The following is a 24,557-nucleotide window of genomic DNA, read 5'->3' on the forward strand; positions in this document are numbered from 1 at the left end:
TTTTTGGGAAAAGCTAGCCGGATTTTTTGCAAAAATGCAAAAGCCAGACTTGCTATTTATAGCGTATGCGCTAAAAATTTCGTCACGTCTCGAATTGCAAGATTATGCGTCAACATGACAGCTAGAAGGGTCGGCCATGTCCAACGGTAAGGAAAAGATCGCGATTATCGGGGCCGGTCTCGGCGGCGCCGTGGCGGGAGCGTTGCTCCAGCAGGCGGGCTTCGACGTTAATGTCTATGAGCAGGCCCCAAGCTTCTCGCGCCTCGGCGCCGGCATCCACATGGGGCCGAATGTCATCAAGATTTTCGAACGCCTCGGCGTTGCGGAAAAGGTCGTCAGTATCAGCAGCACGCCCAGCCACTGGTTCAGCCGCAACGGCATCAGCGGCGATTATCGCTCCCGCATTCCGCTTGAGGGATATGGCGCGACCTATTGCACCGTCCACCGCGGCGATCTCCAGGCAATCCAGTGCGATGTGCTGCGACCGGGAACCCTGCATTTCGGCAAGAAGCTGACACACATCGACGACAACGGCACGGACGTCCTGATCGAGTTCGAAGACGGCACATCGGTCAGGGCCGACATCGTCATCGGCGCTGACGGCATCAACTCTCGTGTTCGTGAAACGCTGCTGGGCGCGGAGAAGCCGAACTACAGCGGCTGGGTCGGGCACCGCGCGCTGATTTCTTCCGACAAGCTCAAGAAATACGACCTCACCTTCGAAGACTGCGTCAAGTGGTGGGGACCGGATCGCCACATGATGGTCTATTACACGACGGCCCGGCGCGATGAATATTACTATGTCACCGGTGTGCCGCATGCCGCCTGGGAATTCGAATCCGCATTCGTACCAAGCAGCCGCGAGGAGATGTTCTCCGAGTTCGAGGGTTACCACCCGATCATCCAGGCGCTGATCGAAAGCACGGATGAGGTGACTAAGTGGCCGCTCTTCAACCGCAATCCGCTGCCGTTGTGGAGCACCGGCCGCCTGGTGCTTCTTGGCGATGCCTGCCATCCGATGAAGCCGCACATGGCCCAGGGCGCGGCAATGGCGATCGAGGATGCCGCCATGCTAACGCGCTGTCTGCTGGAGACCGGCATCAACAACTTCGGCACCGCCTTCGCGCTCTACGAAGCCAACCGCCGCGACCGCGCGACGCGCGTGCAGACCGTGTCCAATGCCAATACTTTCCTGCTCAACCAGGAAGATCCGTCATGGGTTTACGGCTATGATCTTTACGCAGAACCGTTGAAAAGCGAGAAAGCAGCATGAGCAACGGCCCACTCTACGGCGCGAACGTCTATGCCAACGGCATCCGCCAGCATTATCTCCGCTACGGCGGCAAGGGCCCCGTCGTCATCCTGATCCCGGGCATCACTAGCCCGGCCATCACCTGGGGTTTCGTCGCCGAGCGCCTCGCCGAAACGAACGATGTCTATGTCATCGACGTTCGCGGCCGCGGTCTCTCCTCCACCGGCCCGGACCTGGAATACGGCCTGGACGCGATGGCTGAGGACGTCGTCGGGCTTTCGCAAGCCCTCGGCCTCGATAGGCCGTCGGTTGTCGGCCACTCCATGGGCGCCCGTATCGCCATGCGCGCCGCCGCGTCGGTGCCGGGGGCCTTCTCCCGCCTGGTGCTTGTCGATCCCCCGGTTTCCGGTCCCGGCCGCCGGCCGTATCCGAGCAAGCTTGCCTGGTATGTCGATTCCATCACGCTTGCCGAAAAGGGCATCGATGCAGACGGCATGAAGGCATTCTGCCCAACATGGACGCTCGAGCAGCGGCAGCTGCGCGCCGAATGGCTGCACACCTGCTATCTGCCTGCCATCGTCACCGCATTCGAAGACTTCCACAAGGACGAGATATTCGGCGACTTCGGCAAGCTCAAGCAGCACACCATGCTGATGGTGGCGGGACGCGGCGGCGTGATCGAAACCGTGGACGAGCAGGAGATATCCGGCCTGAACGGCGCCATCGAGATCACCCGGGTGCCTGATGCAGGTCACATGATCCCGTGGGATGATTTCGACGGCTTCTTCGTCGCCCTTGGCGACTTTCTCTCCCGTTAAATGCGATGGTGGAGCCACCAGCTTCACCACTTGCCCGTCTTTCGCCTTCCATGCCGCAGAGGACTTCATCCGTGCAGAAATATTACCGTATCGGCCAGATCGTACCGAGTTCCAATACCACGATGGAAACCGAAATTCCGGCCATGCTGACCGCGCGCCAATCGATCCGGCCCGAGCGGTTCACGTTCCATTCCAGCCGCATGCGGATGAAGAAGGTCGTGAAGGAAGAACTGGCGGCCATGGATGCCGAATCCGATCGCTGCGCCGTCGAACTCTCGGATGCCCGCGTCGATGTGCTCGGCTATGCCTGCCTCGTTGCCATCATGGCGATGGGCCTCGGCTATCACCGGCAGTCGGAAAAGCGCCTGACCGGCCGCACGCAGGAGAACGGCACCGACATTCCCGTCGTTACCAGCGCCGGCGCCCTGATCGAGGGCCTGAAGGTGATGAAGGCGAAACAGATCGCCGTCGTCGCGCCCTACATGAAGCCGCTCACCGAGCTCGTGGTGGACTACATCCGCGACGAAGGCTTCGAAGTCATGGACTGGCGTGCGCTGGAGATCGCCGACAATCTCGATGTCGCCCGCCACGATCCGGAAAATCTTCCGGCCATCGTCCAGACGCTCGATCTCACGGATGTCGACGTCATCGTTCTGTCCGCCTGCGTCCAGATGCCATCGCTGCCCGTGATTGCCAAAGTGGAAGCCATGACCGGCAAGCCGGTGCTGACAGCCGCCGTTGCCACGACCTATTGCATGCTGAAATCACTGGGTCTGGAAGCTGTCGTGCCGGGTGGCGGCGCGCTACTGTCCGGCGCCTACTAGGAGGACGACGATGGAAACTGCCGAAGCCAACTATCAGGGTGTCTGGGGTAACCGCATCGGCTTTGGCCAGCGACCGGCACTCCTCATCATCGATTTCCTGAAGGCCTACACGATCGAAGGAGCGCCGCTCTATGCGCCCGGCGTGGTCGATGCCGTGGCGCAGACGCCTGAGCTCATCGCCTCCGCCCGCGCCGCCGGCATTCCGGTCATCCACACGCGCATTCTCTACCTAGCCGAAAATTGTGCCGATGGCGGCGTGTGGGTCAAGAAGTCGCCGGTCATGAAGGCCATGGTCGAAGGCAACGTGCTGGCGGAATTCTGCGAGGGCGTCGAGCCGGCGGCGGGTGAGCTTGTCATTGTCAAGCAATATGCCAGCGCCTTCTTCGGTACCAGCCTTGCCTCCCACCTGCACGCCCAGGGCATCGATACCGTCATCATGGCCGGCTGCTCGACGAGCGGATGCATCCGCGCGAGCGCCGTAGATGCGGTGCAACACGGGTTCCGGGCCATTGTCGTGCGCGATTGCGTCGGCGACCGCCATCGGGATCCGCACAATGCCAACCTCTTCGACATCGACAACAAATATGGCGACGTCGTTTCGAGGGAGGAGGCGATAGCGGAAATCGCCAAGGTAAAACCCGGCTGTTCTTAACCGTCCGCATAACCTGAGCCTTCAACCAACAAGGGGAACGAGTATGGATCAATTCAGCTTCACGGAAATCTGCCTGCATCAGTTGAAGATGTCAGGTGTCAAGGAGGGCGAAAAACTCATCGTCCTGACACAGGGCAACGAACGCCTCGATTATGCCGATGCCTTCATGGGCGCTGGCATGCGCCTCGGCGCCAAGATGTATCACATGCGCTTGCCGCCGGTACCACCAGCGGGTGCATGGGCAGTCGGCCAGACAGGTCTTGCTTCGATGCCGGACGCAGTGGAGGCGCTCAAGGCTGCCGACATGCTAATCGACTGCATCTTCCTTCTCTTCAGTCCCGAGCAGATGGCAATTCAGGCGGCCGGAACCCGCATCCTCACAGCGGTGGAACCGCCCGAGGTTCTGGCCCGCATGCTGCCGACAAAGGAGTTGCGCGAGCGCGTCGAATTTGCGGGCGAGCTGCTTTCCAAGGCGAAGGTCATGCGCATTACCTCGCCGCACGGCACCGATGTCACTTACAAGCTCAACACCTATCCCGCCATCACCGAATATGCATGCACCGACGAGCCCGGCCGCTGGGACCACTGGCCGTCCGGGTTCGTCTTCACCGGTGGCGACGATGACGGCGTCGACGGCACCATCGTCGTCGCTCCGGGCGACATCCTGCTGCCGCAGAACATTTACGTACGCGACCCCATCACCTATACGATCGAGAATGGCTGGATTACCGATATCAGGGGCGGCCTCGATGCCGATCTGGTCAAGTCCTACATGGAAGGTTTCGACGATCCGCGTGGGATGGGCATGAGCCACGTCGGCTGGGGCCTCAACCAGAACGCCAAGTGGCATCGCATGGTGCCTGGGGAATTCCCAGGTGGCATGGGCATGGAAGCCCGTTCGTTCTACGGCAACGTCATGTTCTCCACAGGCCCCAATAACGAGCTCGGCGGTCCAAACGACACAGCCTGCCATCTGGATATCCCGATGCGCGGTTGCTCGTTGTTTCTCGACGACGAGCCTATGGTCCTCAATGGCGATATCGCCGTGAAGGAAATGCAGTATATCCGCAAATAGTATAACAATGGCCCGCTCTGTTGTGGCACTTTATAAAGGGCGGGCCAAGCGGGCCGTATGGTCAATCGGCCCGGCTCGGGGATGTTCGGTTCGGGGCGGATCATGTAAACCTCCCGCCAAACAGAGGCCTGGCGGTAAAATGAGAAAGAAAAGCAACGATCAATTGAAAGATGCCACGCCATCGCGCGCCGACTATAAAGTGACGGAGCAGGTCGGGCATCTCTTGCGAAAGGCATACCAACGGCACCTTTCGATCTTCCAGGAAGGTGCGATTGATCCTGACCTCACGTCGGTGCAATTCGTCACCCTGTGCGCACTGCACGATCTGGGACCACGTTCGCAGGTTGAGCTTGTGAAGGCCACCTCCGTTGACCAAGCGACAATCCGCGGTATCGTAGACCGACTGAAGGCGAGGGGGCTGATCGAACTTTCAAGGGATGAGGCAGATGGCCGCAAAGTTATCATCGGCATCCTGCCCAAGGGCGAGGCGCTCCTGCAGACCATGTATCCACAGGCGAGCCTGATCAGCGAAAAGACGATGGCGCGCCTCAATCCGGCCGAACGGGTGGCATTGCTGTTCCTGCTGCGCAAGATCGCGGAAGACGAACCGTCTGAAGAACAGTCGAAACCTCTTCAGAATCGCCCAAGCTGACCTGCCCACTCTCGCGAGAAATGGTTGCTCTCATGCGGTGTAGAACACCGCATTCATCCCGGAGCGCTGGGATAGCACTTGTTACAAGTGGCTATTGGATGTTCGCGCTCCAGGACGCTCAGGTAAACTGGCTTGTCGCAGGTTATGTCGTCCCGACCAGTTTATCGGCAGTGTCTCACCTTGCCAATCGCCGCGGTGCTTGGCTACATGCAGAACCAGCGTGAGCCCATGAGCCTGAACAGGCACACGCTGTTCCTGCCTCCATCCTCAGGCTCGCAGCCTGGTGGCGGGCTCTTCGGCGACCCGCTGATTGGCAGTCGCACAACTGACGACGCTCGATTTCGTCGCTCCGCTTACCGTTGCCCTCTTGCAATATTATCTTGAAGGAGAAAGTCACCGGCATCCGCTGGATGGCTTTGGCTGGCCGCGCCCCCGCTCGTTCGCACAAACGATCGTTCTGATCGCCGGAGATCGGAGATAGGTTTCCCAGAGCGACCACCATGTGGATTGGCCACGGCAGCCTAGCCAAGGGATTCCAGAGCAAGGTTAGGACTTTAAGAACGCAAAGTACCACGCGGGAGCCCAACGCTCGCTATCAGGCGCTATTTGGCAGTCTTCGCTTTTTGTCCGAGTAATTCGTGGCTCCCTCCAGGATTCGTCCGACGTTGCCTTAGGCCGCGCACTCATAAAAGGGGTCTGCAAATCATGTTCAGTCACGGCTTCCGGCATATCCGGGATGCCTCAGTGGCATGCAATCCCTGGTCTGTTTCGAAACTCGACGCGTCGGCCCCTGGCGACGCCGCTTCACCTTCATCGCCACCGGCCACTGCAGGCCAAGATGTACCCCGGCGATCAGCAGCGCCAAGCAACCTTCCAGACTGCGAATCTGGCGGGCGGTAAATTTTCGGGGCACGTCCGGAAAGCTCAACACCGTCAGCGAGACATTGACACTTGGCATTAGCAGCACATCCATCGTCATCAACTGGACTAGGCCATTGGTTCGCGTGACAAACCATCTGCATTATTTCGGATCGCTTCGGGCTTGCACACCAGCGGTGATCGCAGATGATATGGTCGGCAACAAGCCGTAACATTGCGGTGACGATGATTTCGTGGGGATGCTGTCAACCGGCATGTTGCTGAAGGAAATCCGGTTCGTCCAGGGTGCCATAAGTAGCCTGCCCGTAGGAACAGGTCCGTTTGACGATACGCGTTGCCAGAATATCCCAAAGGTTATGCGTTCGGTGCTGTAGTAACCCCTTGATGGCGTTGGGGCCGGTATAGGGATTGTTAAATTCCATAACGCTGGATCATTGTTCCCAAGGCCTTCCTAAAATTCCATCGAGTGGCAAGCCGCATTTTTACCGTTGTTACAAAGAACGTACCAGGCGTCTCACTGAAACTTGCAATCGAGCACGTGAGTTATCCACAACCAGGCGATCGCCACCGAAAACAACGGTTATGACGGTCGCAACGCCCGTCTGACCGCGCTCGTTTGGATCCGAGACGGCCGCGCCTCGTTTTCCAAGGCCTCTTCCAAGTAAGACCTGTTCGACAAATTTGCCAGAAACAATCCCCAAGTCACTGAATATCTTGATAGAAATACCATTATTCAATTGAGTCAACTTACGAGATTTGGTGTACTCTTGTAATCATTCGGTGACTGGACGAAGGGACTTAATATTCCACGGATAGCAGGGGTGACTAAGCCCGCCAACTCCAATTCGCTGTTTGTACCGTTGCCGTGTCTCGAAATTTGGTGCGGCCGATAGAAGAGATGAGTATATCCGTGCTGCGGGTTGCCGAAGATTGAGAACAGGATCCAATCGCACCCATCGACCTTACGTTCATGACAGCAAGTCGGTGGCTGAACCGCTCGACTACCGCCATATCGCGCGGAATGAAAAGGAAGTAAAACCCGAGTTCGTCCTACATCTCGATCCTCTGATTGACGACCTCTGCTTGGAATGACACATCCAGCGCCGATACGGCTCTATCGCCGATTATCCGCCATGGCGACACTTCCTGGGCCTGGGCAACAAAAAAGCGCTGCCGCTGACCGCCGGAGAATTCGTGCGAACAGCGATCGAGATGATCTTCGGTCAGGCCGACGCGCTGGTAAGGCCCGACGCCTCTGTCTCGAAGCGCCGCTTTATTGACCTCGGATCAATACCACCGCTAGTATTGTTTGGATGTTTCGCAGCTTGCGTTTCAGCCGGTTGTCAGGGGCGCGCGCCGGAAGACAGGCAGTGCACAAGGTCTTGGAAGACGATCTGCATGTCCAACCGTGGCACTTGCAGCTGTCGTGCGCCAAGGGAACGGATACGCCCGGTCGGCAAATTCGACGGTGCCTAATGCAAGCTCTATCAAACGAACGATGAAGCGGCCGACCGTCAATTTGCCCAACCGGATCTGCCAACCAGGCAGTCTTCGTTTCCCTCTGTCTATTTAGGGTACCTCCGTTACGCATGGCGAGACGTTATCTGGCTGCACTGACTAAAGAAATATGCCCAATATTTTCCTCGTCAGCGGCACGGATCAAAGCTGCGCGAACAAGCGCTGGCGGCGTCGCTTTGTAAAGCGCGTCATGGCAAGTCATGATCGCCTCAAAGTAACAGTCGCCGTCGTCAGTTGGCCATTCTCCCAACAACATTTCGGCTGCCTCATGCACCGTTCTGATGCTTTTGTATTTTTTATGACCCTTCAGGACGAGCCTGACGGTTGGAAACTGATTTGATGTGTGTCGCAGCATGCCAGATACGAGCTCCGCCATTAAGACAGCGATAAACAAGCAAGTCGCATGCCGAGACAGGTCCGGCGGCGATTATTTCGATGCGGCCACCTGTGGAAATTTACGGTTGGTTAACCAGCGCCAGACAAAACAGCTGAGTGCCGGTGACGTAACTGCCAAAACCTTTTTGTCAAAAGCGCCATCGGCGATTCGATCTTGGTCCCGGAAAACGGCTGCTCCAGGGCTACTCAATGTCACCCGCGGCACTTCGAATAGATCATGAGAAAGCTCGGTTTCAGCGGACGCCGTCCCCGATAGTGAACGCTCCCCTTAAGTGCACGGAGATTGAATGAGCAACGAAAATCGTATTGAAGACGCCGATAAGTTGGTTCAGTTAGCGGCGGCGATTACGGCAGCCTATCTGAGCAACCATGTCGTCCCCGTCAACGATATCGCCAATCTGATCATCTCGATCAAATCTGCACTTAAAACAAAGTCTGGAAGCGCCGTTCTTCCCGTCGCCGAAAAGCGAAAGCCCGCAATCTCCGTGAGGAAGTCGTTGCAAGATGACCGGATTACGTGCCTGGAATGTGGTGAAGCTTTCAAGTCTCTCAAACGACACATCATTACGAACCACGCACTTTCTCCAGAAGCATATCGTGTAAAATGGGCGTTGCCTGCCGACTACCCCATGGTCGCTCCGGCATACTCCCGGGCCCGCTCGCAACTAGCAACGGAAATGGGCCTGGGTCAGCGAAGGAAGAAGCGTTTAGTCTGAGCTCGTTGTTCGATTTTGCAAACGTTTCCTAGCTTAGCAGGTCGCGGAAATAGCGCCGATTTTTCCGCCGATCCTGGCTAGACGGCTCGAAGACAGGCCGTGATGAGGCTTTTTCAGCGGCCGTTGTCGGCCCATTTTGTCGTCATCCGCCTGGTTCGGCGGATTCCGGGCGCGATTAGGCTGTCGCCAGCAGCTTTGGCAGCCTCACCAGATTATAAGCGGTGGCTGTCAGTGTGAACATCCAGCCGACGCGATCCTTTCCACGATGGCGGGTCTTACGCATTCCGCCGCTGGTCTTGGCCCAACCGAACACTTCCTCGATACGCTTGCGAATGCGCTGACTGACAGCGTAGCCAGGGTGATGGGTGGTGCGACCGTCGATGGCCGAGCGTCGGTTCGTCGTGTTTTGGGCGACGTGTGGCGTCACCTTTGCGTCCCGCAAGGCAGCAACGAAATCGGCCGTATCGTAGGCTTTGTCTGCAGCCAATGTGATGCGATGACGACCATCCATGCGGCCCACCATATCCAGTGCCGCCTCGCGCTCGGCGGTTCCGGTCGCATGGGTCAGCGTGGCGTCAACAACCAAACCATTGCGGTTTTCCATGGTGACGTGGCCCATGTGGCAAAGCCTGGCCGCCTGGCCACGGGCCTTCTTATAAAGCCTGGCGTCCGGGTCGGTGGTCGATGCGTGGGTTGCGTTGCTGCGCTTCTCGCCGTGGAAATCGCGCTCAGAGTTGCGGCCTTTGGCTTCTGGCGGCTGTTTCTCTTCAGCGCCAGAGCCGCTGCCGTCGGTGTCGCCACCATCTGTGTCGTCCTTGGGCTTGAAGCTCTTCATGCTGGCCCAGGCTTCGATCAAGGTGCCGTCCACCGAGAAGTGGTCGTCTGACAGCAATGCTTTCACCCGCGGCTGGCTCAGCAACGCGGCCAGAAACTTGGCGGCGATATCGCCAGCCAAGAGCCGCTCACGGTTCTTGGTGAACACGGTGACGTCCCAGATCGGCGCGTCCATCGACAAGCCGACGAACCAGCGGAACAGCAGATTGTAGTCCATCTGCTCCATGAGCTGACGCTCCGAGCGGATCGTGTAAAAGGCCTGCAACAACAGAGCGCGCAGCAGCTTCTCCGGCGGGATCGACGGACGGCCGATCGCTGAATACATCGCCTCGAAATCCGGCGACAAAACTTCCAGCGCCTCGTCTACAATCGCGCGGATCGCCCGCAGCGGATGGCTTGTCGGAACCCGGGCTTCGCAGCTCACATAAGAAAACAAACCCGCCGTCTGGATATCATTACCGCGCATGTCCTGCTCCTGCCGACCAATCACTCAGGCATGGAATCATGGCAGTCCGTTCACAGCAAGGGCCTTTTTCCGCATCCTGTTAGGGCTGCAAAGCTTTGTACCGCTAGCGAGCCTCCAGTGCGTAGCTCCGGTGGGTGGTGAGGCCATAACTATCAGTCACCGGAAATTGCCTCCAAGCAAGCACGGAAAAAAATTTATCTTTGCGTCGCCCCAATTGTTGAGCCACCCGCTTGTGGGCCTATCAACAGCCCGTCCTTTAGAAAGACGTGATCCAGCCACCACGTGAGCATGCACCGCAAGTCCCGGATTCCTTTTCAAATTTAACCCGACTAATCCCTACGACCAAAATCCAAAGCTACGCAGCAATCCGAAAAATATCTTTTTAGAAATCGTTGCACATCTTACTTCAGTCGCGCGAGCTGTCGGTTACAATTGGCCCTGTGATACGTCAACGTCCAGAGATACGCCGGGTTGCCCGCTTCAGCCGTGCCATCATGCCGTGATTCCGACATCGGTTCGGTGAGTGACAATTCGGAAAATCACTTCATCGAACGCGTTAAGCGATCCTTCTGGCCCAGACCTGTATCTTTCGCCAGCTGCGAGCGAGCCTCTGCGTAACTCGCCTCCACCATAAGCAGCGGGCATCCCATTTTCTCGATAGTCGTCCCGTGATTTGTGAATAGGCTTGGAGCGCCCCGCGAGCCCAGTTTCGGCGTTCCGATCTGAACGTCGGGCGGGCTGCGCTCCTTTTGCGCGAGCTTAGCGGGCTCTTCTTTCTACCCTTCAGGGGTCTCGCCCGCTTTGATGACCTCTTTCCCCTCCTGACCGTATGTTGGCTTGGGGCATGAATGATCGTGGCACCGACGATGCGTCCCGCCCTTGGCCAAGTCGCCAGATCGCCGGAGATATTTGTCGAACTGCCTGCGAGCGGGCCACCCATAGCGTGAGGTGCGTCGCCTCTCCGCTCGACGCTCGCTTTAAGCCCCAGTCAGTCGAAAGTTTCCTCGGCACTTTGCCAATCGTGGGGTGGCAGCTGCGCGCCATGCTCGCGGGCACCACCAGTGGAACGTCGATTGCGCCGCCATATTCAAGGTGTCGCTGGCGACTGCGTAGTAAGGGAATTTGCGGCCTATAACTCCAATTCGGAGGTCGGACTGTATGCAAAAGTTGCGTGTCAACCGATGATTTAGTTCGGTTCTGTTGACATCCGCTGTCTAGCAGTCGAAAAGAATCCATACCGTCATGGAGAGAGCAATGGCAGACGAAAGCGAAACAGGCATCCCAAGTGAAGTTGCAGAATTGGAGGCGCCGCAAGAGGCGGCTGTGACCAAAAAGCAGCGTGCTCCACGACGGTCCAAGGCCGAGATCGAGGCTGCTGCTGCAAGCTCACCGAAGGTTCGTCAAAAGCGCACCCCGCGTGCTGAACCCGTTCCAGCGGATGGCGAAAAGCCTGCCCTTGGCACCGCGAGGAAGACGGCCGGCAAAGCGGCCGCAAAAGCTAAGCCTATCACTCTGCCAACGCCACACGCCGCCGCCACTACGAGCGACGAGATGGTTGATCTCATTCAGCTTGAGGAAGAAAACAAGCGGCTTCGCCAGACCCTGGCCGAAAAGCTGCGTGCGGAAAATGCTGATTTACGCAAACGCCTCGGCGTCTGATCTGGGCAGATACCTGCCGGCGGTGCGCAATCGACCACCGCCACCATTTTCGAAGCTCGTGTTAAAGATGTTCCGGCTCGCCCTGCGAGCCGGATTGGGGCTGTCACAACCACCGCGTTGTCTGCCGCCCGGAAAGACTTACCATGAAAGCACCTTGGCAATACCTCGCGCGATTGATGTCCCGGCAAAAGACGTCTGATACGAAAGATGGCGGACGTGCCGGCAATGTCGAGGTAGAACTACAGCCCGCTCAGACTATTCTCCTCTCTTCTCCGGAAGGCGCCGCTGGGCCTGGGGATATGGATTCAGCTGTCGCCGACGCTCAAGTGCCAACGGCGGCTGCAACCGACGGCAATACCGATCCAGCAGCACCCGCCTTGCCATTGGACGAGACACATGCAGCGACGGCCAAGGCGACTGGGGATCAAGGGCAGTCCATCTCCGATCCGCGAGACCCGTTACCTGAAGGTGAGGTAGACGTTCAGTCGCTCAAGGCGCCCAAGACGAGGGGCAAGGGGTTAAGGCAAGTCCGCGGCGATCTAACACCTGAGACCGCCGTTGGCGCCACGGAGACGCCCGTTGCAGGCCTATCGCCGCCAACGAACGTCCTTTCCAACGACGTCACAGATCTCGACAGGGACATCAAGCATTTGAGAGACCAGCTTGCGCAAAAGCTCCGGGTGCAGAATGCCCAGCTGAGAGCAATGCTCGTGCGCTTCGACCGCTCCTGAGCCTGCAAGACGATCACCAGAGAATTCAGCAATGAAACCACAGCAACGCAGTTTCGTCGTCGAAATCAAATCGGCGCGCCGGCGGTTGAAGACTCGGCCGAAATCCATCTGGGGCGAGACCGATTTTGGAGCACTTGTGCGGGAAGCGGAAGCAAAGCTCCCGTTCATGCAGAACGCCGTTTCGCAGTCGCCCATCTCCCGTGTTGATCAACCATCCGGACCGGAGGATGCTACCGATATCCATGAGGCCGGTGAAAACCAACTAAGTCTGCGGCCGTCGATCGGGCCCGACGATATCCGACGGCATCAGCAAGAACAGGCTTGCCTGGAAAACACCGCGTTGCATCCGGCAGAAGGCAAGTTCAAACCGAAAATGGCAGGGACACTGAAGCATCGTAGGAGAAGTCAGTTGGAGAACGCCCGGGGTCGCAACTCAGCGCCTGCCGCTACGGTGAAGGCTGCGAGTGTGGACACCCACATTGACGAGTTGCCGTTGCTCGATGCCGAAAACCGACGCCTGAAGCAGTTGCTGGCGGAACACCTGAAACAGCAAAACGCGCAGCTGAGGGCGATGCTAAAGCGATTTGAAGGCCGCTGACGGTCCACCTCTTTGAGCCGCCCTGGGTCTGCCGGAGGCCCCAACTCGCGGGACGTGGGGTCTATGACAAGCATGACGACGAAATTCTTCCTGAAGTGGTGCGGTGCCGTACAAATAGTGACGAAGCGGGTCACGTGAAGCGCAGCATCCCTCGCGCTGGGCAACTGCCTTTGATCGAAGCGAGGATAGGCTGCTCGGCACATACGCATTATCAGTTTACGACGAGGTCCGAGGTCGACAGCGGCAAGCGGGCAGGCCTATCAAGCGACGTTGTCTAAAAGATGGAGGCTCTGGACCGGGAGCACCTCCGTCAGCGTCGGTCACTCAACCGGAATTGTGCAGCGGAAACGAGTGATCGCCGGCAAAGTAGGGAAGGCGGACCCAACGCCAGCTTGGTGCTGTCGGCGATCATTGAGACATGCGCGCCGCGTTCACTATCTTTGAGCCTCCCCGACATCCACTGAGATCTTCACAGTAAATCTAGCTGGACTTTGTGCCCTTTCTGCAACATCACTTGCCGAAGGACTTCCTAAATCAGCTTTTGCGAAAGAAGTCGTTTGCGGTCGAGCGATTACAAAGCCATGCTTACTAATGAAGGCGCAAGTGTGTTTGTTCGACTTCGCGAACATGGGGAGGGAGCCCCAATGCAGGCTTTGCCGGATCTATTCGCAACATTGAACTGGAGGTCAATCATGAATATCAAGAGCCTACTTCTCGGCTCCGCTGCTGCCCTGGCAGCAGTATCCGGTGCTCACGCTGCAGACGCTATCGTCGCTGCTGAGCCCGAGCCGCTTGAATTTGTCCGCATCTGCGACGCCTACGGCGCTGGCTACTTCTACATCCCAGGCACGGAAACCTGCCTCAAGGTCGGTGGCATGGTTCGTACCGAAGTGCTGTGGCACGATCCCTACGCCTTTGGCGTTCGCCAGAAGACCGGCACCGAGTGGCATACCCGCGCTGAACTCAACGTCGACACAGCAACGGACACCGAATACGGTCCGCTGAAGACCAACATGATCTACCGCTTCGACTCGACGGAAGGTAACAACGACTCGAAGGTTTTGTTCGCAAGCATTAGCCTTGGTGGTTTCATTGTTGGTAAAACCGACTCGCAATACATGCAGTGGATCGGTTACGCCGGAAACGTTATCAACGACGACGTGATCGGCGACGGACCTTACGAGCTCAACCAGCTCTCCTACGTTTACGACGGCGGTAATGGATTCACGGGCGTTCTATCGGTAGAGGACAGCCAGTCTGGCGCTGGTGCAACCGACCCGAACACGGGCCGTGATGAGTCAGACCATTACACTCCTGACTTCGTTGCTGGCCTCGGCTACAAGACCGGGATGGTCGGCCTGAAGGTCGTCGGCGGCTACGACTCCGTTGTCGAAGAAGGCGCCATCAAGGCTCGCCTCGATCTCGATTTTGGGACGTTCTCGGCATTCCTTATGGGCGCCTGGAACACGGATGGCGACAAGATCAACCGTTACGCCAACGGCGACGCCAGCGGCGCAAGCACGGGCGACTGGACTGTCTGGGGCGGCACGACTGTCAAGTTCAACGACAAGCTCGACTGGAATACCCAGCTTGCCTATTCCGACAGTAAGACCTTCGAAGCAACCACCAACGTAAACTACTTTATCGCCAAGGGCTTTAAGGTTCAGCCTGAACTGACGTACATTAAATACGACAACGCAGTTCGCGACGCCGACACGTTCGGTGGCGTTCTGCGCTTCCAGCGCACATTCTGATCTGATTTATCTGACATTAAAAGCCCGGCCTCTGAGCCGGGCTTTTTTGACAGACGGATATTGGCGATCGGCGTTGTGATCTTCAAATTGTGCCTGTGGCAGTCGCCCGTCCAACGCGTTTTTCCCACCCGTCCGGTAGGAGCCCGAGCCTCACTATAGCCACCCGTTCCTTAGTCTAAGCTCATCTTCTCTGCCGTCGCCCGCCCTAACAGAGAGTGCTGGCTTCCAGACCAAGTGCTGTTCCGCTTGTCTTCATAAGCACACCGTTGCGCGGCTAAAGCGAAATTAGAAGGCCATCCGACCATGGCGAATTTTACTGGCTGAAAAGACGTAAAAATGTCTTCCTGTCCATCACCGAGACGAATCTGTCAGCTTAGAAAATGTGAACAGGCCTTGCATTGATCGCGCACCACCATAACGCCCGGTCGGGTCTAATGTGGCGACGCGATTGCGGCACCGTCGTCGCCAGACTTAATCATATGGGCCGGAACCGGACGACCCACGTGATAGCCTTGAACTTGATCAATCCAGAGCTCGCGCATTAGCGTCATATGCTCCTCGGTCTCGACACCCTCGACAAGAACGTCGTCCACGTGGTTGCGCAGAAGGCTTACCATGTCGCGCAACATGGCCTTACCCCTTGGCGACGTCGCGTCGTTCAAGAAGGATTTATCGATCTTCACCGTGTCAAAATCAATCAGGCGAAGCCAGGACAACCCAGCAAAGCCGGTACCAAAGTCGTCGAGCCAGATTGAAATACCCAGCCCGCGCAACTCTTCGACACACATCAACACCTGTGCATCGACGTCAATGTCCAACCCTTCCGTGATTTCGAACGCCAACCTGCTGCCTTGAACCCCAGTTTCCAAAAGAATGGCCGCGACAGACGCAGCAAAGCCTTCCGACTTCAGCTGGACCGGGGAGATGTTGACTGAAACGGTCTGAATTCGATTGTTTGCTAGCAGCTCGATGCAAACGGTGCGAACGAGCCAGCGCCCTAGTTCGTGGATGAAACCCGTATGCTCAGCGACAGGGATGAATGCGATGGGAGCGATAGAAACGCCATCAGCCGTCTTCAAGCGCATCAGGGCTTCTACAGTGTTCGTTGAGCCAGAGGCGACATCGTGGATCGGTTGATATACGAGCGATACCAACTCCTGCCGAAGAGCCACTCTCAGCAGTGCGACGAGGTCCTCCTCGTCATCGCGGCATGCGGGATCCAATGCATCATATAGCCTTGTGCAATTGCGTCCGCCAGCCTTGGCCGCATAAAGGGCTCGGTCTGCTTCATGAATGAGCTTTTCGACCTTTGTTGCGGAGTGCGGACCGGTCAGTGCAGCGCCCACGCTCACGGTAACAACCGGTGCCCCCTGCGGACGCATTTGGGGTGAAGGCGTCATCTCCTCTACGGCTTTGCGAATGTTTTCTGCAAAAGTAAAGCACTCTTCGGCAGATGTTGCATGCGTCAACACTATGAATTCCTCGCCCCCGTAGCGACCCAATGAGCCGCCGAACTTTTCAACGGTTGCCCGGAGCACTTCTGCAACGCGAACAAGACAGTCATCGCCATCCTGGTGGCCATACAAATCGTTGAATTTTTTGAAGTGATCGACGTCGATCAGGATTGCGGTGAAGCTTTGTTGGCTGGATCGCCACTTCTCCCAGAACTCGCGAAGCGTGCGATCAATAGCGCGCCGGTTGGATAGACCTGTCAGGGGATCGGTGATCGATAGCCTGAGCAAAGCTTTGCCGCGCTCGCTCGCCTCGTGATGCTGGGCGGCCGCCTCGAGTGAGTTCAGGAAAACCTGATAGCGTTCGGCATTCAGCTTCCAGTTCACATAAGAGGTAAATATGAAGCAGCAAACATAAAATATGACGAACGAAAGCGTATGATAGATGTCGCTCGGAAAGAAACAAAGGGAAACTAAAAAAGAACCCAGAACGGCAGCTGAAGCACTTAGTGCGAGGGAAACTCTGAAGTCAAAGAAAAGATTAATCCCCATCATGAATATTGCGCCGAAGACCATGTAATAGGAGAGATTTGATATCTCTCCGGATGCCATCGCCGGCAACAGCCAGCCCACATATCCTAACACCAGGGCGGCGGCGCACGTTATATCGAGACTGTCAGCCTTTTGGCCGGAGCGGTACTGAAGTTCGATCACGGCTAACGCGGAAGCCCCAACCACAAATCTTGCTATTACCGTATAAGGCGCAACGTCTGCGATCAAAAGCAGGTCTGTCAGTGAAAACAGGAGGTAGACGAGAACGGCCAGCCACAGCCCTTTCCTCGATACGGCACGGCGGGCTTCTGCCTGCTTTTGGCGATAGAGGGCCTTCAATTCTTGGGTCGCCGGTTTTGGCTTTTCCACGACAAAATCAGCGTCGGAGATTGGCGCCGAAGTTTCGTTTGCCCCGAAATGAACCGCCACGTCAAGACCTGCGTGCCCGGATTTAAGCTGCGTCACATTCCCTAAATATCCGGATTTATTCTGATAAATCATGAAGATACCACGGTTATTGATTTGAGGGTATGACGTCGTCCCCATCGATATGGGCGACCCGCCTTTCAATTCTCGGTATATGAGCAGTTTTTCCACTCGCAAGTTGCCCTACCTCCCATTAGAGTTACGACTCTATTAACGGGAGTCCCGCTTTGAACCGCACCTCCACGCAACTTGATGGACAAAGTCTTATCACCCCCGAACTGATCGCTCGCGAGTTTGAGCATCAGCATCAACCGCTTCACCAAAAGATAGCCGTTGGAAAAGCCGAGCTGGCCCTGGCATTGGAGATTGCGCGGCAACAGTTTGAGAGCGGCGTCGAGCCGTCTCTCGTCATCGAGCGGCTCAGCAAACAGCTTCACCTCACGCGCAGAAAGTTTTTCCCCGGCGCTTGGCCTGAACTCGTTGATGTTGCACGAAGCCATCCTGTCGCTGCGGTCTTCCTGGAAGACCCCTTCACGCGCTGGTCATTCGACAAGCCTAGAGGATATTCAGGCGACGCACACCTTCTAGACTTCATCTACCGCCACCCGAGCGTAAGTGGATCGCTAGAGCAAGCATCGGCAAGGGGACGGTCTCTCTACGAATTCACGAGCAATGCATCCTCATCAGTCGCGGTTCGTGAGCGTCGCGACATCCTGACCCGTCAGGTGGATGAGATCACCGCAAGTCGCGGATCCGATGCCGAAGTCCTTACCATCGCCGCTGGTCATTTGCGGGAAGCAGAAAAATCGAACGCGCTAAATGGTGGAACGATCAAGCGATGGGTCGCTCTGGACCAGGATCCGCTGAGCGTTGCTTCCATGCACGCGGAATATGGGGGAAGCTGCGTCCAGGCCATGGGTGGGTCGGTACTTGAAATACTCACCGGACGAAAGACACTCGGTCAGTTCGACCTGATCTATGCCGCAGGTCTCTACGATTATCTATCCTTCAGTGTAGCCGTTAAGCTGACCCGCCATTGCTTAGGGATGTTGAAGCCGGGTGGGGTTTTCTTGTTTGCTAATTTCTCCGACGAAGTCGGCGTGGATGGGTACATGGAGACCTTTATGAATTGGTCGCTCCTATTAAGGCCGGAGTCGGAGATGTGGAAAATATCGAACGCGGCGAACGATATGAGCAAATTCGACGGGGCGGTCTGGTCAGGGGCCAATCGCAACGTCGCCTATGCGTCGTTGAGACGGCTGTAGACGTCTGTCTGCGCGCTTTCGGACTTTTTCGCGATAGTGTTGAGATTGACCGGGCAGGGGCGGGCGAGCCAGTCATCGATTCACGCGTCTCTTTTACATACTGGTTGCGTGGTTGCCCCTCGATGTACCAGGAAGGCTGAGGCCGGTGCCACGAAGGATTTGGTCCGTCCCGGGCTCGACAGGCCGCAGCTGCAGCAGTCTATGCCGTAAGTCGACCTATCTGCTTTGTCGGGTCCGCACTCTGTGTGTGCCGGCCTTGGGCCACGTCATTACAGAAAGGCGAGTTGTCATTGGTCGAGTTACGACCTAACAAACCCGAGTTCGGCCAATCTTGGCAAAGTAAGAGTTACAGTCGTCTGATTTCGTGCGTCATTCAGAACTAAATGATGCGTAGTCTGACAAAACCTCTAAGGGATGAACGGCAACTACATGACAGGTCGCTTCCAGACACCTCCCCTGCGCAACGCTATCCCTTGAAAGCAGATGTAGAATGTTCCTCATATTTTACCAACTGGTTGCGTCAGTATTCCTACCATCGAATTTGATAGCTTTACTCGGGCTTTTAGGGATCGCAGCGTTACTCCTACGATGGAAATGCACCGCCTCGTGGTTGCTCGGCACGTCATCCGTACTGCTTTGCATAGCGGGCTGGTCTCCGGTCGGCCCCGCTGTCCTCACAACGCTGGAGGACCGGTTCACCGCCCCCGACCTTCCCGATTACGTGACAGGTATCGTGATGCTCGGTGGGGCTGAAGAAGCCCATATTACAGCGAGTAGAAACAGCCTTACACTCAACAACAATGCCGAGCGGATCTTTCAGACTGCCGCGCTTGCACGCCGCTATCCCCAGGCTCGCATTATCCTGTCTGGTGGCGGTGGCCACCTCGTGCTCGGAGAAATTCAAACCGAGGCGGAGATTGCCCAGCGCGTGCTTGTGGACCTTGGGATAGCCTCAGAGCGCATTGAAACTGAGCGCCGTTCCCAGACAACTTATGAAAATGCCGTTCAAAGCATGGCGGTGGCCAAACCACAGCCGTCCGACAATTGGCTGCTCGTCACCTCAGCCTATAATATGCCGCGTGCGGTGGCGTCCTTCAGAGCGGTTGGATTCATCACCGTTCCCTATCCCGTTGATTACCGCACACGAACTGCAGAGTTCAAACTGCCGTTTAGTACTATCGCCGAAGGACTGGATGTTAGCGACACCGCCGCTCACGAATGGTTGGGTCTGGCCGCCTATCGCCTGACCGGCAAGACGCAGACGTTCTTGCCGGCTGCGAATTGATGCAAGCACCAGCAGGCGGGATACCGGAAGGGAAACCGACGGCGAAGGGCGAGCAGTCGGGGAACCCAGGGAGCCAGTCCGGCGGCTTCCCGGGTGTGCGGGGCCAGCAAGACGGCGCGGCCCCCGCGCCGATCGGCGAGATCCGGCCTCGCCAGATTTGTCGTCCATATCATAAACTTGCCGCATCGCCGGGATACGCGAAGGCCGTGTCAATGGCGCCACCTGTATAGATCCATTCGCGCGCAGGGACGGGCGACAAGGTGTCGTTTCAGAAGCGGACGCTCACGAGGCCGAAGGGTTTCAGAGTGGATGGCATATCCTCAAGTTCGGCTTCCAATGCGTTTGTAGCCCTGCATGTGCGGCCATCCGGCACGCAGATCGCATAGGAACCGCGCCTGCCAACCGCCTCGGAAAAACGCAGCACATAGCCATCACCGTCCTCGGCGGGCTTCAGCGCGTGGATGCGCACGTCTTGGTCCGAGATGGTCACAGGCGACAGATCATAATCGGCATCTGCGGTTGCCACGGTGAAGCGCAACGGATCGCAGACGAGATCAGCCTCCGCCTGCACATCGGCGCTCCACCAGCGTCCGTCATGTGGCAGCAGCGCATAGGTGAAGCGCTGGTGCCCCTCATCGGCGAGCATGTCCGGGAACATCGGCCCGCGCACGAGGCTGATCGTCAGGACGTTGCCCTTGGCTGAAAAGCCGTATTTGTCGGCCGACAAGAGGGCCGCGCCCCAGTCCGTTTCCGACAGCGAGACGAAGCGATGGCCGCAGGCTTCGAACTGTGCCTTCTGCCAGGTGGTATTATCGTGGGTCGACCGACGCGTCACGCCGATTGCCTGGTCGAACACCGCCTCTTCGGCGAGCACGTTCAGGGGAAAGGCCGCCCTCAGATAGGTGCGTCGGTCGTGCCAGTCGAGATCGGTGACGATCTCCAGACGCGGACTGTTGGCCCACAGCCGCAGGCGTTGGGTGATCGTGCTGGCGCTGAAGCGCCGGACCAACGTGATCTCTGCACGGTGCGGGCCGGATTCCGTCACTTCACGGCTTTCCAGAGACAACAGCTCTTCCTCGCCGAGCTCGAAGCCGGGTTCGATATCCCAGGCGTCGAAATTGCGGGGAAGGTCGTTGCGATAGAGCATCAGCCGGTTCGCGGCGCCATCGATCAGTTGCCGGCCGCAGCGCTTGTCAAGGAGGCTCGAAATCCGACCCTGCGCGTCGAGGATGATGCGAACGAAGGCATTCTCCATCCGACTGTCGTCAACGACGAGGCTGCTGATCGGTCCCGTCGCCGACACGAAGCCGAGGGAAAGCGCCTGGAGCGGTCGGTCGAACGTTACAACGTAGCCGGCTTGACTGTGCTGCGGCGCCAGTCCGGCGGGGAGGGGCGCGCTGCTTTCAAGCTGCCACTGCCGTTTGGCCGAACCGGAGAGATTGGCAACAAGCAGCCCGCGCCGCGCGCCGCGCCTGCGCGATGCTAGTGCTTCCAGGCGTTGTCGCCACAGACGGTCGGCACGGGCGACGACCCCTTCTAGCTCCGGTTCCGTCTGCTCGTAGACCTCGCGGATGGAGGAGCCGGGCAGGATATCATGAAACTGGTTGCGCAGCATGAGCGTCCAATCGAGCGCAAGGTCCGGCATGGCGGTGACGCCGCCGTCGAGGGCATCGATGACGGCCATGGCCTCGGCGGCAACCAGCGCATGCTCGGCCCGGCGGTTGAGCTGCTTGGTGCGACCCTGGGTGGTCAGGGTCGCGCGGTGATATTCGAGGTACAGCTCGCCGGCCCAGACCGGCAGGGCTGCATCCGATAGCGCCACACGTATCTCGTCCAGATGCGGCTGGATGCGTCCTTGGCGCACATGCGGGATTGCCGGCATGGCGTTCAGCAGTGGCATGATCTCGATTTGGTCCGGGTCGGGGCCGCCACCACCATCACCCCAGCCGTAGCTGGCAATGACGGTTCCGACGAGATCCTTGGCCCCATGCTTCTTCCACACCTCGCACAGCGCCATCGGCGTCATCAGCATGTTGTAACCGTCATTGTCATAGGCGTCGAACGTATGGACAAGCACCCGCGAGCCGTCGTTACCCTGCCACTGGAACAGGTTCTCCGGCAGACGGTTCGTCTCGTTCCAGCTGACCTTGATGGTGACCAACGTATCGATGCCGGCATGGCGCATGATCTGCGGCATGGCGGCCGTGAACCCAAAAGTGTCCGGCAGCCAGGCCGTCGAGCAGGTGATGCCGAACTTGGCCTGGAAATAGCGCTGGCCCAGAAGAAACTGGCGCGTGAAGGCTTCTGCCGAGGGCATGTTGGTGTCGCATTCCACCAGCATCCCGCCGATGATCTCCCAGCGGCCTTCCGTCACTCGCTTGCGGATGTCTGCAAACAGCGCTGGATCTTCATCCTCGACATGGCTGTAATAGAGCGAAGACGATTGCAGAAAGTGAAAGTCCGGATGGCGCTGCAGCAGTGAGTTGACGCTGTTGAACGTCCGCACGATCTTGCGCACGGTCTCCGGCTGCGGCCAGAGCCAGGCGTAGTCGATGTGGGCGTGCCCGGTGACCAGCACGTCGCCCTGCTTGGGATAGGCCTTGCGCAGATCATCGAGCATCCCATCCAGAAGTTCGCAGGCACGACAAACGGACGCCAAGGCCTCCTTGCCGAGTGCTTCGGGCCGGTCCGACGGCTCGAAGCTGCGCTCCCAGATATCGCGTGCCCAGGGGCGGCCGGCGACGCGCGGCGCAACGGCGGTCGTGGCCGTGGGAAGCCGCAGGCCGCTGATGGCAATCTCGCCAGCTTCGAACAGGGAGCGCGAGAGTTCGACATCATCCACGCTGTTGGCGGTGTCGCGCAGTACCATCAGGCGGCGACGCAAGGCGCGGATTTCGGGATGAAACAGAACAATCTCGGCCATTGCAAAACGCGGCTCGCGGTTTGGGACGCCGAACAGGCTGCGCGCGGCCACCTCGGCCACAATGCGCAGCGACGTCTCCTGCGGCACCTGGAAGCGACGGTGGCAGGGATTGGCGGCAAAGCTCTCCAAGACCTGCCCATCGTCGCCATGCAGACGCACCAGGGCCTCGCCGCCGAAATCCAGCCGCAGCTCGACGCCGTCGCCGGGGGGAACGGAAATGCTTCCGGTCATTTCGAAGCGGTGGATGCCGAACCGGTCGTCCCAGGCGCCTCCGGTCGCTATCGGCCGTTGCTGGCCCTGCGGGTTTGTCGACTGCCAGCCGGTAAGGGCAAGGCGCTGGCGCATCTCGAAGGCTTGCAGTTCCTCTACCCAGACTTCCATGTGGCGCGACAGCTGTTCAAGGCTACGTTGGCGATCGCGATAGGCCCGCATCTGGAACTCCCCCAATATTTAATCATCAATAAAGATATAAGATATTTTCATTTTTGGCCATATAACTTGGTCCTCGGTTGATAGAAAAACTTCTCCATGGAAATTCTGCTCACACTCTCCCTTGACATCGCCGATAAAATTCATGGTAAGTATTTAATTAGAGCAGGCGGAGATCTGCAGCCACCGGGAACGACCAGGGCAACATATCGGCATGCAAGTCATTTCACAGCCCGAAAAATGGAGGATAGCATGAACATTGGAAGACGTGAGTTTCTGACAGCAACGACAGCTGTCGGTGTCGGAATCATGGCCGGCGGCATCCGCATCGCCTCGGCCGCCCCGGGCGTTCTGGATATCTTTTTCAACAGCGACACCAACGTCATCGATTTTTGGACCCAGGTCGTCAAGCCAGGCTTCGAGGCGGCCAATTCGGGTGTGACGCTCAATCTTGTCGCCGGCGGTGGCGGCTCGGCCATGAACACCTTGGCCGACCGTGCAATGGCGGCCTTCCAGGCCAAGAAGGACCCCCAGGTCGATATGCTTGAGGCGGTGACGCCCTTTTATCCGACCGATTCCATCAAGGCCGGTCTCTGGGTCGATTTCAGCAAGGCCAATCTTCGAAATTACGCCAAGGTCGACCCCGTCGTCCTTCAGGATGCGACGCTTCTGCCCTATCGCGGCTCGCAGGTCGTGTTGATGTATAATGGCGACAAGGTTGCCAAGGCACCACAAACCTTTCCGGAACTGGTGGCCTGGATCAAGGCCAATCCGGGTCAGTTCGCCTATGCCCGTCCCGACCTCGGCGATTCCGGCGCCTGCTTCATCGAGCGCGCGCTGCAGGAAGTCACCGGCAAGAAGCCGGAGCTTTTCCAGCCGGAAAACTACACCGCTGATACAGCGACGCCGATTTTCGAGAAGGTGTGGCCACTCCTGAAGGATATTGCACCCTCGCTCTACAATGGCGGCGAATACACGTCCGGCAATACAGCGTCGATTCAGCTCCTGGCGAGCAGCGCCGTCACGATGACGGTCGCCTGGTCCGACATGGCGCTGCAGGCGATGAGCCAGGGCGTGGTGCCGCCGACGACCGCGATTGCCCAACTCCAGGATTTGGCCTTCACCGGTGGCTTCTCGGGGATCGTGGTGCCAAGCGTCGCTGCCAACAAGGGCGCGGCGCTCAAGCTTGCGGACTATCTGATTTCCCCGGAGGTGCAGAACCAAGTCGTCACGGCGCTCGGTGGCTTTCCCGGAATAAAATGGGAGTTCATGGCCGCCGAACTTCAGGCGAAATTCGCCAAGGTCGCGCCGAGATCCATTCCGGTCTTCCCGGCCACCTGGGAGCCGGCGCTGTTTGAAGCCTGGTATCGCAACGTCGCCTCGACCATCCAGCGCTGAGGCC

General features: G+C 58.0%; 19 protein-coding genes. 14 read left to right on the forward strand and 5 right to left on the reverse strand.

The window, feature by feature from the left end:
- The first annotated feature begins 136 nt into the window (after positions 1-136).
- From J5289_RS19975 to J5289_RS20000, 6 genes are all read left to right on the forward strand, one after another.
- Complete coding sequence (locus J5289_RS19975) at positions 137-1,273, forward strand: FAD-dependent monooxygenase (RefSeq protein ID WP_142831801.1); 1,137 nt, start codon at positions 137-139, stop codon at positions 1,271-1,273.
- Positions 1,270-2,070, forward strand: coding sequence for an alpha/beta fold hydrolase (locus J5289_RS19980; protein ID WP_209188139.1), 801 nt, complete (start codon positions 1,270-1,272; stop codon positions 2,068-2,070). The genes J5289_RS19975 and J5289_RS19980 overlap by 4 nt, the downstream gene beginning before the upstream one ends.
- Before the next feature lie 71 nt (positions 2,071-2,141).
- Positions 2,142-2,894, forward strand: a complete 753-nt coding sequence (locus tag J5289_RS19985; protein ID WP_307877432.1) for an Asp/Glu racemase — start codon at positions 2,142-2,144, stop codon at positions 2,892-2,894.
- Positions 2,895-2,904: 10 nt separating this feature from the next.
- The gene (locus J5289_RS19990) at positions 2,905-3,546 is read left to right on the forward strand and encodes an N-carbamoylsarcosine amidohydrolase (protein ID WP_209207466.1); all 642 of its coding nucleotides are present in this window, start codon (positions 2,905-2,907) and stop codon (positions 3,544-3,546) included.
- A gap of 43 nt (positions 3,547-3,589) precedes the next feature.
- Positions 3,590-4,621: a leucyl aminopeptidase gene (locus J5289_RS19995; protein WP_209207465.1), complete on the forward strand. Its 1,032-nt coding sequence runs from the start codon at positions 3,590-3,592 to the stop codon at positions 4,619-4,621.
- 139 nt (positions 4,622-4,760) lie between these two features.
- Positions 4,761-5,273 (forward strand): MarR family winged helix-turn-helix transcriptional regulator, encoded by a 513-nt coding sequence (locus J5289_RS20000; RefSeq protein ID WP_209207464.1) that lies wholly within the window; start codon positions 4,761-4,763, stop codon positions 5,271-5,273.
- Positions 5,274-5,982: 709 nt separating this feature from the next.
- Here the strand turns inward: J5289_RS20000 and J5289_RS20005 are convergent.
- On the reverse strand, positions 5,983-6,231 hold the full coding sequence (locus tag J5289_RS20005) for a hypothetical protein (RefSeq protein WP_209207463.1): 249 nt from the start codon (positions 6,229-6,231) through the stop codon (positions 5,983-5,985).
- Positions 6,232-7,752: 1,521 nt separating this feature from the next.
- Positions 7,753-8,046, reverse strand: a complete 294-nt coding sequence (locus tag J5289_RS20010) for a DUF982 domain-containing protein (protein WP_307877441.1) — start codon at positions 8,044-8,046, stop codon at positions 7,753-7,755.
- A gap of 307 nt (positions 8,047-8,353) precedes the next feature.
- Between J5289_RS20010 and J5289_RS20015 the strand changes: the two genes are divergently transcribed.
- Positions 8,354-8,782: a MucR family transcriptional regulator gene (locus J5289_RS20015; protein ID WP_209185963.1), complete on the forward strand. Its 429-nt coding sequence runs from the start codon at positions 8,354-8,356 to the stop codon at positions 8,780-8,782.
- 175 nt (positions 8,783-8,957) lie between these two features.
- Here the strand turns inward: J5289_RS20015 and J5289_RS20020 are convergent, their stop codons facing one another.
- On the reverse strand, positions 8,958-10,082 hold the full coding sequence (locus J5289_RS20020; RefSeq protein ID WP_209230093.1) for an IS5 family transposase: 1,125 nt from the start codon (positions 10,080-10,082) through the stop codon (positions 8,958-8,960).
- A gap of 1,254 nt (positions 10,083-11,336) precedes the next feature.
- On the opposite strand from J5289_RS20020, the gene J5289_RS20025 reads away from it, so the two are divergent.
- From J5289_RS20025 to J5289_RS20040, 4 genes are all read left to right on the forward strand, one after another.
- A complete protein-coding gene (locus tag J5289_RS20025; protein ID WP_142831808.1) occupies positions 11,337-11,741 on the forward strand; it encodes a SyrB-like regulator in 405 nt (134 codons plus the stop codon).
- Between the two features lie 299 nt (positions 11,742-12,040).
- Positions 12,041-12,472: a hypothetical protein gene (locus tag J5289_RS20030; RefSeq protein ID WP_209207460.1), complete on the forward strand. Its 432-nt coding sequence runs from the start codon at positions 12,041-12,043 to the stop codon at positions 12,470-12,472.
- Between the two features lie 31 nt (positions 12,473-12,503).
- Positions 12,504-13,070 (forward strand): hypothetical protein, encoded by a 567-nt coding sequence (locus J5289_RS20035; protein ID WP_209207459.1) that lies wholly within the window; start codon positions 12,504-12,506, stop codon positions 13,068-13,070.
- Positions 13,071-13,762: 692 nt separating this feature from the next.
- Positions 13,763-14,824 (forward strand): porin, encoded by a 1,062-nt coding sequence (locus tag J5289_RS20040; protein WP_209207458.1) that lies wholly within the window; start codon positions 13,763-13,765, stop codon positions 14,822-14,824.
- A 431-nt stretch (positions 14,825-15,255) separates the two neighbouring features.
- Here the strand turns inward: J5289_RS20040 and J5289_RS20045 are convergent, their stop codons facing one another.
- Positions 15,256-17,328 carry a bifunctional diguanylate cyclase/phosphodiesterase gene (locus J5289_RS20045; protein ID WP_209207462.1) on the reverse strand — a complete coding sequence of 691 codons (2,073 nt, stop codon included), beginning with the start codon at positions 17,326-17,328 and terminating at the stop codon, positions 15,256-15,258.
- 152 nt (positions 17,329-17,480) lie between these two features.
- Here J5289_RS20045 and J5289_RS20050 point away from each other — a divergent pair, with 152 nt between their 5' ends.
- Both J5289_RS20050 and J5289_RS20055 read left to right on the forward strand, forming a co-directional pair.
- Complete coding sequence (locus tag J5289_RS20050; RefSeq protein WP_209207457.1) at positions 17,481-18,518, forward strand: class I SAM-dependent methyltransferase; 1,038 nt, start codon at positions 17,481-17,483, stop codon at positions 18,516-18,518.
- Between the two features lie 490 nt (positions 18,519-19,008).
- Positions 19,009-19,803, forward strand: coding sequence for a YdcF family protein (locus tag J5289_RS20055; RefSeq protein WP_209207456.1), 795 nt, complete (start codon positions 19,009-19,011; stop codon positions 19,801-19,803).
- A gap of 268 nt (positions 19,804-20,071) precedes the next feature.
- On the opposite strand, the gene J5289_RS20060 is transcribed toward J5289_RS20055, so the two are convergent.
- On the reverse strand, positions 20,072-23,158 hold the full coding sequence (locus J5289_RS20060; RefSeq protein WP_209207455.1) for a glycoside hydrolase family 38 C-terminal domain-containing protein: 3,087 nt from the start codon (positions 23,156-23,158) through the stop codon (positions 20,072-20,074).
- 249 nt (positions 23,159-23,407) lie between these two features.
- Here J5289_RS20060 and J5289_RS20065 point away from each other — a divergent pair, with 249 nt between their 5' ends.
- Complete coding sequence (locus tag J5289_RS20065) at positions 23,408-24,553, forward strand: extracellular solute-binding protein (RefSeq protein ID WP_209207454.1); 1,146 nt, start codon at positions 23,408-23,410, stop codon at positions 24,551-24,553.
- Positions 24,554-24,557: the final 4 nt, after the last annotated feature.

Origin of the sequence: Rhizobium sp. B230/85 (assembly GCF_019355735.1) — a bacterium.
Lineage (GTDB): Bacteria > Pseudomonadota > Alphaproteobacteria > Rhizobiales > Rhizobiaceae > Rhizobium > Rhizobium rhododendri.

Excerpts from the sequence above, each read along its gene's own strand:
- J5289_RS20000 (WP_209207464.1), top strand. The coding sequence starts at position 4,761 with ATGAGAAAGAAAAGCAACGATCAATTGAAAGATGCCACGCCATCGCGC.
- J5289_RS20025 (WP_142831808.1), top strand. The coding sequence starts at position 11,337 with ATGGCAGACGAAAGCGAAACAGGCATCCCAAGTGAAGTTGCAGAATTG.
- J5289_RS20035 (WP_209207459.1), top strand. The coding sequence starts at position 12,504 with ATGAAACCACAGCAACGCAGTTTCGTCGTCGAAATCAAATCGGCGCGC.
- J5289_RS19980 (WP_209188139.1), top strand. The coding sequence starts at position 1,270 with ATGAGCAACGGCCCACTCTACGGCGCGAACGTCTATGCCAACGGCATC.
- J5289_RS19990 (WP_209207466.1), top strand. The coding sequence starts at position 2,905 with ATGGAAACTGCCGAAGCCAACTATCAGGGTGTCTGGGGTAACCGCATC.
- J5289_RS20060 (WP_209207455.1), bottom strand. The coding sequence starts at position 23,158 with ATGCGGGCCTATCGCGATCGCCAACGTAGCCTTGAACAGCTGTCGCGC.
- J5289_RS20020 (WP_209230093.1), bottom strand. The coding sequence starts at position 10,082 with ATGCGCGGTAATGATATCCAGACGGCGGGTTTGTTTTCTTATGTGAGC.
- J5289_RS19975 (WP_142831801.1), top strand. The coding sequence starts at position 137 with ATGTCCAACGGTAAGGAAAAGATCGCGATTATCGGGGCCGGTCTCGGC.
- J5289_RS20065 (WP_209207454.1), top strand. The coding sequence starts at position 23,408 with ATGAACATTGGAAGACGTGAGTTTCTGACAGCAACGACAGCTGTCGGT.
- J5289_RS20030 (WP_209207460.1), top strand. The coding sequence starts at position 12,041 with ATGGATTCAGCTGTCGCCGACGCTCAAGTGCCAACGGCGGCTGCAACC.
- J5289_RS20055 (WP_209207456.1), top strand. The coding sequence starts at position 19,009 with ATGTTCCTCATATTTTACCAACTGGTTGCGTCAGTATTCCTACCATCG.
- J5289_RS19995 (WP_209207465.1), top strand. The coding sequence starts at position 3,590 with ATGGATCAATTCAGCTTCACGGAAATCTGCCTGCATCAGTTGAAGATG.
- J5289_RS20005 (WP_209207463.1), bottom strand. The coding sequence starts at position 6,231 with ATGCCAAGTGTCAATGTCTCGCTGACGGTGTTGAGCTTTCCGGACGTG.
- J5289_RS20010 (WP_307877441.1), bottom strand. The coding sequence starts at position 8,046 with ATGGCGGAGCTCGTATCTGGCATGCTGCGACACACATCAAATCAGTTT.
- J5289_RS20040 (WP_209207458.1), top strand. The coding sequence starts at position 13,763 with ATGAATATCAAGAGCCTACTTCTCGGCTCCGCTGCTGCCCTGGCAGCA.
- J5289_RS20015 (WP_209185963.1), top strand. The coding sequence starts at position 8,354 with ATGAGCAACGAAAATCGTATTGAAGACGCCGATAAGTTGGTTCAGTTA.
- J5289_RS20045 (WP_209207462.1), bottom strand. The coding sequence starts at position 17,328 with ATGATTTATCAGAATAAATCCGGATATTTAGGGAATGTGACGCAGCTT.